7 protein-coding genes and 1 pseudogene are annotated in these 7,643 nt (G+C 42.0%); 4 read left to right on the top strand and 4 right to left on the bottom strand.

What is annotated here, in order from left to right:
- Nucleotides 1–120 precede the first annotated feature (120 nt).
- The 4 genes from fusA to zipA form a co-directional block, all read right to left on the bottom strand.
- The gene (fusA, locus tag Q0203_RS09630; protein ID WP_021617120.1) at nucleotides 121–2,223 is read right to left on the bottom strand and encodes an elongation factor G; all 2,103 of its coding nucleotides are present in this window, start codon (nucleotides 2,221–2,223) and stop codon (nucleotides 121–123) included.
- A gap of 84 nt (nucleotides 2,224–2,307) precedes the next feature.
- Nucleotides 2,308–2,778 carry a 30S ribosomal protein S7 gene (rpsG, locus tag Q0203_RS09625; protein WP_005555497.1) on the bottom strand — a complete coding sequence of 157 codons (471 nt, stop codon included), beginning with the start codon at nucleotides 2,776–2,778 and terminating at the stop codon, nucleotides 2,308–2,310.
- Between the two features lie 160 nt (nucleotides 2,779–2,938).
- Nucleotides 2,939–3,313 carry a 30S ribosomal protein S12 gene (gene rpsL / locus Q0203_RS09620; RefSeq protein ID WP_033002815.1) on the bottom strand — a complete coding sequence of 125 codons (375 nt, stop codon included), beginning with the start codon at nucleotides 3,311–3,313 and terminating at the stop codon, nucleotides 2,939–2,941.
- Nucleotides 3,314–3,544: 231 nt separating this feature from the next.
- Nucleotides 3,545–4,564 carry a cell division protein ZipA gene (gene zipA / locus Q0203_RS09615; protein WP_295975152.1) on the bottom strand — a complete coding sequence of 340 codons (1,020 nt, stop codon included), beginning with the start codon at nucleotides 4,562–4,564 and terminating at the stop codon, nucleotides 3,545–3,547.
- 142 nt (nucleotides 4,565–4,706) lie between these two features.
- On the opposite strand from zipA, the gene cysZ reads away from it, so the two are divergent.
- The 4 genes and pseudogenes from cysZ to Q0203_RS09595 all read left to right on the top strand — a co-directional run.
- Nucleotides 4,707–5,537, top strand: coding sequence for a sulfate transporter CysZ (cysZ, locus tag Q0203_RS09610; protein ID WP_297931946.1), 831 nt, complete (start codon nucleotides 4,707–4,709; stop codon nucleotides 5,535–5,537).
- Nucleotides 5,538–5,652: 115 nt separating this feature from the next.
- Nucleotides 5,653–6,600, top strand: coding sequence for a cysteine synthase A (gene cysK, locus Q0203_RS09605; protein WP_297931943.1), 948 nt, complete (start codon nucleotides 5,653–5,655; stop codon nucleotides 6,598–6,600).
- Between the two features lie 319 nt (nucleotides 6,601–6,919).
- A pseudogene (locus Q0203_RS09600) lies at nucleotides 6,920–7,293 on the top strand (MarC family protein); the annotation flags it as partial.
- A gap of 144 nt (nucleotides 7,294–7,437) precedes the next feature.
- A partial coding sequence (locus Q0203_RS09595; RefSeq protein ID WP_297931940.1) for a hypothetical protein occupies nucleotides 7,438–7,643 on the top strand: 206 nt, incomplete at its 3' end.

The following is a 7,643-nucleotide window of genomic DNA, read 5'->3' as shown; positions in this document are numbered from 1 at the left end:
CCGATTGTACCCACGTTAACGTGCGGTTTTGTACGTTCAAATTTTTCTTTAGACACGATTAAGTTTCCTCAATATATAAGCCCACAAGCCAAGATGGCTTGTGGCCTTAGTTAAACAAAATTATTTTTTACGAGCTTCAATAACTGCTTCAGCTACGTTTTTCGGTGCTTCAGCATATTTCAATGGTTCCATTGAGTAGGAAGCACGACCTTGAGTTTGGGAACGTAAGTCAGTTGCATAACCGAACATTTCAGAAAGCGGCACTTCAGCGTCGATTTTAACAACGAATTCATTTGCTTCTTGACCGTTCACCATAGCGCGACGACGGCTCAAGTCACCGATGACGTCACCTACATACTCAGGTGGAGTTTCTACTTCAACTTTCATGATTGGCTCAAGTAAAACTGGGTTTGCTTTTGCGAATGCCGCTTTAAATGCTAAAGATGCTGCAAGTTTAAACGCCAATTCAGAGGAGTCCACATCATGGTATGAACCGAAATGTAAACGAACACCGATATCAACTACTGGATAACCTGCTAATGGACCAGATTTAAGTTGCTCTTGAATACCTTTGTCAACAGCAGGGATGTATTCACCAGGGATGACACCACCTTTAATTTCGTTAACAAATTCGTAACCCGGACCTTCTGGCTCTAATGGATATAAGTCGATAACAACATGACCATATTGACCGCGACCACCAGATTGTTTTGCGTGTTTACCTTCTACATCGTTAACACGAGTACGAATTGTTTCACGGTAAGATACTTGTGGTTTACCAATGTTAGCTTCCACTTTGAATTCACGTTTCATACGGTCAACGATGATATCCAAGTGTAACTCACCCATACCGGAAATAATGGTTTCACCGGATTCTTCATCAGTGTGAACACGGAATGACGGGTCTTCTTGTGCAAGACGGCCTAATGCAAGACCCATTTTTTCTTGGTCTGCTTTTGTTTTTGGCTCTACTGCAACAGAGATTACCGGCTCAGGGAATTCCATACGTTCAAGGATGATTGGTGCTTCAATAGCACATAATGTATCACCTGTTGTTACATCTTTTAAGCCGATTGCCGCAGCGATATCGCCCGCGCGAACTTCTTTAATTTCTTCACGTTTATTTGCGTGCATCTGTACAATACGACCAAAACGTTCACGTTTTTGACGTACAGAGTTTAATACGGTATCACCAGAATTAATTACACCGGAATATACACGGAAGAAAGTCAAGTTACCTACGAATGGGTCAGTTGCAATTTTGAACGCTAATGAAGAGAATGGCTCTTCATCGCTTGCATGACGCTCACCTTCAGTTTCATCAGGGTTAATACCTTTAATTGCTGGAATATCTGTTGGTGCCGGTAAGTATTCAACAACCGCATCAAGCATTGCTTGTACACCTTTGTTTTTGAATGCAGAACCACAAGTTACCAAGATGATTTCGTTTGCTAATACGCGTTGACGAAGACCTGCTTTGATCTCTTCTTCGCTTAACTCTTCACCACCAAGATATTTTTCCATTAACTCCTCGGAAGCTTCTGCTGCTGCTTCAACAAGGTTTTGACGCCATTCTTCGCAAGCGGCTTGCATATCTGCAGGCACATCTTCATAAGTGAAAGTCATCCCTTGGTCAGCTTCATTCCAGTTAATTGATTTCATTTTGATCAAATCAACAACACCGGTAAAGTTTTCTTCTGAACCCACAGGTAATTGAAGAGGAACCGCATTTGCACCTAAACGGGTTTTTAATTGATCAACCACGCGTAGGAAGTTAGCTCCGGTACGGTCCATTTTGTTTACGAACGCGATACGTGGAACTTGATATTTGTTTGCTTGACGCCATACAGTTTCAGACTGAGGTTGAACACCGCCAACCGCGCAGTAAACCATTACCGCACCATCAAGAACACGCATTGAACGTTCTACTTCAACAGTAAAGTCTACGTGTCCCGGAGTATCGATAACGTTGATACGGTGTTGTGGAAACTGTTGGGACATACCAGACCAGAATGCAGTTGTTGCCGCAGAGGTAATGGTAATACCACGTTCTTGTTCCTGTTCCATCCAGTCCATGGTTGCTGCACCATCGTGTACTTCACCAATTTTGTGACTTACACCGGTGTAGAATAAGATACGTTCAGTGGTAGTAGTTTTACCTGCATCAATATGCGCACTAATACCAATATTACGATATCTTTCGATAGGGGTTGTACGAGCCATTATTATAACCTTGTTTAATTTAATATCAGTTTATATAAGGGTAAGGCTTCATCTAAGATGAAGCCCTTAAATCTTAAAAGCGAATTACCAACGATAATGAGCAAATGCTTTATTAGCTTCAGCCATACGGTGAACATCTTCACGTTTCTTAACTGCCGCACCTTTATTTTCAGACGCATCAGATAATTCATTCGCTAAGCGTAAAGCCATGGATTTATCACCGCGTTTACGTGCTGCTTCAACGATCCAACGCATACCTAATGCGTTACGACGAACCGGACGTACTTCAACCGGCACTTGGTAAGTAGAACCACCTACACGGCGGGATTTTACTTCCACAGTCGGACGTACGTTTTCTAATGCCGCTTCAAAAGCTTCTAAAGCTTCTTTACCGGTACGTTGAGCTAATGTGTCTAACGCGTTATAAACGATAGATTCTGCGATAGATTTTTTACCATCTACCATGATGACATTGATAAATTTAGCAAGCAATTCTGAACCGAACTTCGGATCCGGTAAAATCTTGCGTTGTTCAATACTACGACGACGTGGCATTGCGAATTTCTCCGTTTTATTATCTTCAGGATTACCCAAAACTCGTTTACAAGCCCCTCATTTTAATGAGAAATCTTGCTGTGCAAATGCACCTTTACTGGAGTCGTGGTTAATTAAATTTATGATTAATTAGCGTTTGGCCTTACTTAACGGAGAACCATTAAGCTTTAGGACGTTTAACGCCGTATTTAGAGCGACTTTGTTTACGATCTTTCACGCCTGCGCAGTCTAATGCGCCACGTACGGTGTGATAACGCACACCCGGTAAGTCTTTAACACGACCGCCACGGATAAGCACAACACTGTGCTCTTGAAGGTTATGACCTTCACCGCCGATGTATGAGGTTACTTCGAAACCATTGGTTAAACGAATACGGCATACTTTACGTAATGCTGAGTTCGGTTTTTTAGGTGTAGTTGTGTATACACGTGTGCACACACCACGTTTCTGCGGGCAAGCCTCTAATGCAGGAACGTTACTTTTTACAACCTTTTTCACACGCGGTTTGCGTACTAGCTGGTTGATTGTTGCCATTAAAAAACTCCAGTTTAATAAAAATTCATTAAAGAATGTTGTTTTACGAATCTGTTCAGACAAGAACAGACAGGGAATTTTAGTCTTCAAATCGGAAACTGTCAACAGATTCCGCCATTTCAATCCGTCACTGCCGTTCTTAACAAAGGAAAGAAATGACCGCACGTTGAGTAGCACTACGAACCCAAAGTGCGGTCATATTTGGAAATGTTTTTAAACAGCTGGAATAAATTAAGCTACGCTAGCCAAGTATTCCTGTTCCGTATGATCGTTGAAGATCTCTTGTTTATCCGTTAACACGAAACCGCCAAGTTCATCAGCTAAATTGCGTGCAGCACGAATCATGGTTTTTAGGTTCACGATATCATTGCCTGGAGAAGGCAGTTCCATAAACAATACAATGCCAACAGTAGAAAAGTTTTCCATATCATAAGGATTAAAGGTATTCGGTTGGCGTAAGTTTGCTAAGCTGAAAAGTACTGGGCTAGACGACGTTAAATCTAAATGGCGATGATAAATATGACGATCACCAAAAATAAACCCGAGCCCCTCTAAGGCTTGCGCTAAGCGCGCACCATGAAATTCACGATTTTCCGGTGCAACCACATACAACATAACAAATGGCGGTTTACTACCCTTCGGTGAGTTATTTTCCACCGTTTCTGCAACATGGTTTTGTGATATTTCCTCATGAGGCCGTTCTGTTTCAACCGACGTGAGCGATACCGTCGGTGTTTGATACTCTTCTTCCATTTGCGTCACAGAGACACGGTTTGTATCTGCATAAGATTGGAATTGCACACTGCTTTGCGTCATTGCATTTAACGTATCAGGCTGTTGCTCCGGCGAGTTAAAAACGGCAGATTGCGTTGGCTGGGAAGCTTGATATTGAGGTTCAACACTATTATTAGACATGCCGCTTGGCAACGTAATTTTGATTTCATCGACCGCCCGTTCAATAGATTGCGTTCCTGTGCTATTTGGTGCGGTTGTATCAAAATCTAAGTTTTGCTGTTGTGGTAAATTTTCTTCTACAAAGCTGTGCACAGGCTTATTGGCAATTGGCGGTTCTGCAGACGGTCTGGCGGCTTGATTCGGTGCCGTAAACCGATTCGGTTGATGATTTTGCGAGAACGTATTGGCATTTTGGAAGTATTGCGATTTCTCTCGGCGATTTGACCAAATGCCATGGGCAACTAAGGCCAGCAGGGCAATTACCCCTAAAATAATCAAAATTGTATTTAAATCCATTACCGATTCTCCAATCATACAAAATTAACGCAACTTACATAAGTCTATCATGTTTTTATGAAATTGATGATAGGGTCTGCTTATTTATTGATTTTTTCTACCGCACTTTGTATTCTGAGCCTCTTTTCTGTGAGGGGAATTTATGTTAAATCAACAGGAAATCAAACTCGGTTTTGAATATTTTGTGACCGGTTGGCATTTGATTCAACAAAAAGGTTTACGTCGTTTTGCCGTTATGCCGGTGCTATTAAATATCCTATTGCTGGGCGGCTTGTTTATTGCCTTTGTCTTTCAAATCAAAGATGTTGTCAGCCATCTGATGGATTATATGCCTTCTTGGTTAAGTTGGTTGGGCGGTATTTTGCCGATACTCATTATCGGCATGATTTTAGTGTTGTATTATTTCATTTTTGCTACGTTATCGGGTTTTATTGCCGCGCCATTTAACGGTTTATTAGCCGAAAAAGTGGAAAAAATGATGACAGGCGAAGAGATTTCTAATGATTCTTTATGGGCGTTTATCAAAGATACACCGCGTATGTTGGCGCGGGAATGGCAAAAGTTGATTTATAGCCTCCCTAAAATTATCGCCTTGTTTTTATTAAGTTTTATTCCTTTAATCGGACAAACCGTGATTCCACTGATCACGTTTTTATTTTCTGCTTGGATGATGGCTATTCAATATTGTGACTATCCTTTCGATAACCATAAAGTTCCTTTTGAACTAATGAAAAATGAGTTAGCTACGAAACGCAACATGACAGTAACATTTGGTGGATTGGTGTCTTTATGTATGCTCGTGCCGATTGCGAACTTGGTGGTTATTCCGGTGGCTGCATGTGGCGCAACCGCCATGTGGGTAAAAGAATATCGTCATCGCTTTAAATCCACGCCAGAATCGTCAAACGGTGCAAGTGCCAATATGTCCTTGAGCAAACCGCCAACAAGTGATGGGCAACTGGTGCCTAAATAGCTTTTAGTTATCAAATAGAAGAATTGGCTATTTTTGGAGAAGAACATCTTGTGATAAAAATAGCACCACTTCCAGCGTGACACGCTATTCAGTCAGTTCATTAGGAGAACTCAACATGACTATTTATAACGATAATTCTTATTCCATCGGCAATACCCCATTAGTGCGTTTAAACCATTTCGGTAACGGCAATATCGTCGTTAAAATCGAAGGCCGTAACCCAAGTTACAGCGTAAAATGCCGTATCGGCGCCAACATGATTTGGCAAGCAGAAAAAGATGGCATTTTAACCAAAGATAAAGAAATCGTGGATGCTACCAGCGGCAACACCGGAATCGCCTTGGCGTATGTGGCGGCTGCACGTGGATATAAAATCACCTTAACCATGCCGGAAACCATGAGTACCGAACGTAAACGTTTATTACGCGGTTTAGGTGTCAATTTAGTGTTAACCGAAGGCGCGAAAGGCATGAAAGGTGCAATCGCCAAAGCAGAAGAAATTGTGGCATCCAACCCAAATCATTATGTGATGTTAAAACAATTTGAAAATCCGGCAAACCCTGACATTCATCGTAAAACCACCGGTGAAGAAATTTGGAAAGACACCGAAGGCAAGGTTGATGTTGTGGTTGCCGGTGTTGGCACAGGCGGGACGATTACCGGTATTTCTCGCGCCATCAAATTAGATCACGGTAAACCAATTATCTCCGTTGCGGTTGAACCGACTGAATCCCCGGTGATCACCCAAACCCTTGCCGGACAAGAACTGAAACCGGGCCCGCATAAAATTCAAGGGATCGGCGCCGGCTTTATTCCAAAAAACCTTGATCTTTCATTAATTGATCGCGTAGAAACGGTAGACAGCGACACCGCCATTGCAACAGCCCGTCGTTTAATGGCGGAAGAAGGTATTTTAGCAGGGATTTCCTCCGGTGCCGCCGTTGCCGCCGCGGATCGTCTAGCCAAATTACCTGAGTTCAAGGATAAGTTAATTGTCGTCATTTTACCATCTGCATCAGAACGGTATTTGAGTACTGCACTCTTTGACGGTATTGAGATTTAATGACGATCCAATAACATAGAAAAGATCAACGCGTCTGGTAAGCTTATTAAAAAGCCTCTTTGCCAGACGCTTTTATTCTTATGCATTTCCTTGTCGCTATTTTCCTCCAAAAGGCAACTACACAATGACTCTTCTCCTAAAGCCAAGCCCTCTTGACCTTTGGAATAATCTTTAAACAGAGGCATCATTAGCAATGATTAACATTGAAAAACGTGTTTTTTTGGAACTGTCCCCCAAAGGGGGACTCAACAACCAACAATGGAGATGCAGCTCATCGGCATTTTGATTTTCTTCCTCATCGCTGGAGGATTGGTGTTCATTGGTGTTTGCCTTAACCATAATTTTCAACGAAGACAAACCGGAACAGGAAATGAGACTCTCGTCCAATCTCAACGAACCGGCAGTTTCCCCGTTGGCAGTGCCATCCATCGTCTCACCCAGCGCCATGATAGCGATTGTATTGCTTACAGACAATTACCGCTTCAACCTGTTCGACCAAGCCATGACAACCTAATCATGTTTTCCGTCCTGCTGATCACCTATTTTCTATTCCTCTCGGAAAACCGTATTCAACGCTGGATCGGCAACACCGGCGCAGCCGTGATTAGTCGAGTCATGGGATTAATTTTGGCAGCCGTTGCCATTAATAATATGTTAGTGGGCATTCGTGATTTCTTTACGCAGATGAGTTAATTAATCGATTTGTTTTCTATAAAGTGCGGTCGAAATTCTCATAAGACCTATATTTAATAAAGCAAATGTAAGATTCATTTATAGCGTATTTTTAATTTATGTTAGAATCCCTCAACTTATTTTGTACTAGCATACATCTACACCATGACCTACACCGAATCGACCATCGAGCAAAAATTCATTCAAAAACTCATTGATCTGAAATATACCCACCGACCTGATATTCACGACCGTGAATCGCTTGAACAAAATTTCCGCCAAAAATTCGAACAGTTAAACCGCGTCCGTTTGACCAATAGCGAATTTGAACGCTTAAAACTGGAAATCATCAAGCCTGATGTGTTTTCTGC

Source organism: uncultured Aggregatibacter sp. (assembly GCF_938046485.1).
Classification (GTDB): Bacteria; Pseudomonadota; Gammaproteobacteria; order Enterobacterales; family Pasteurellaceae; genus Aggregatibacter.
This window is presented reverse-complemented; position numbering and strand designations above follow the sequence as displayed.

Excerpts from the sequence above, each read along its gene's own strand:
- fusA (WP_021617120.1), bottom strand. The coding sequence starts at position 2,223 with ATGGCTCGTACAACCCCTATCGAAAGATATCGTAATATTGGTATTAGT.
- rpsG (WP_005555497.1), bottom strand. The coding sequence starts at position 2,778 with ATGCCACGTCGTCGTAGTATTGAACAACGCAAGATTTTACCGGATCCG.
- rpsL (WP_033002815.1), bottom strand. The coding sequence starts at position 3,313 with ATGGCAACAATCAACCAGCTAGTACGCAAACCGCGTGTGAAAAAGGTT.
- zipA (WP_295975152.1), bottom strand. The coding sequence starts at position 4,564 with ATGGATTTAAATACAATTTTGATTATTTTAGGGGTAATTGCCCTGCTG.
- cysZ (WP_297931946.1), top strand. The coding sequence starts at position 4,707 with ATGTTAAATCAACAGGAAATCAAACTCGGTTTTGAATATTTTGTGACC.
- cysK (WP_297931943.1), top strand. The coding sequence starts at position 5,653 with ATGACTATTTATAACGATAATTCTTATTCCATCGGCAATACCCCATTA.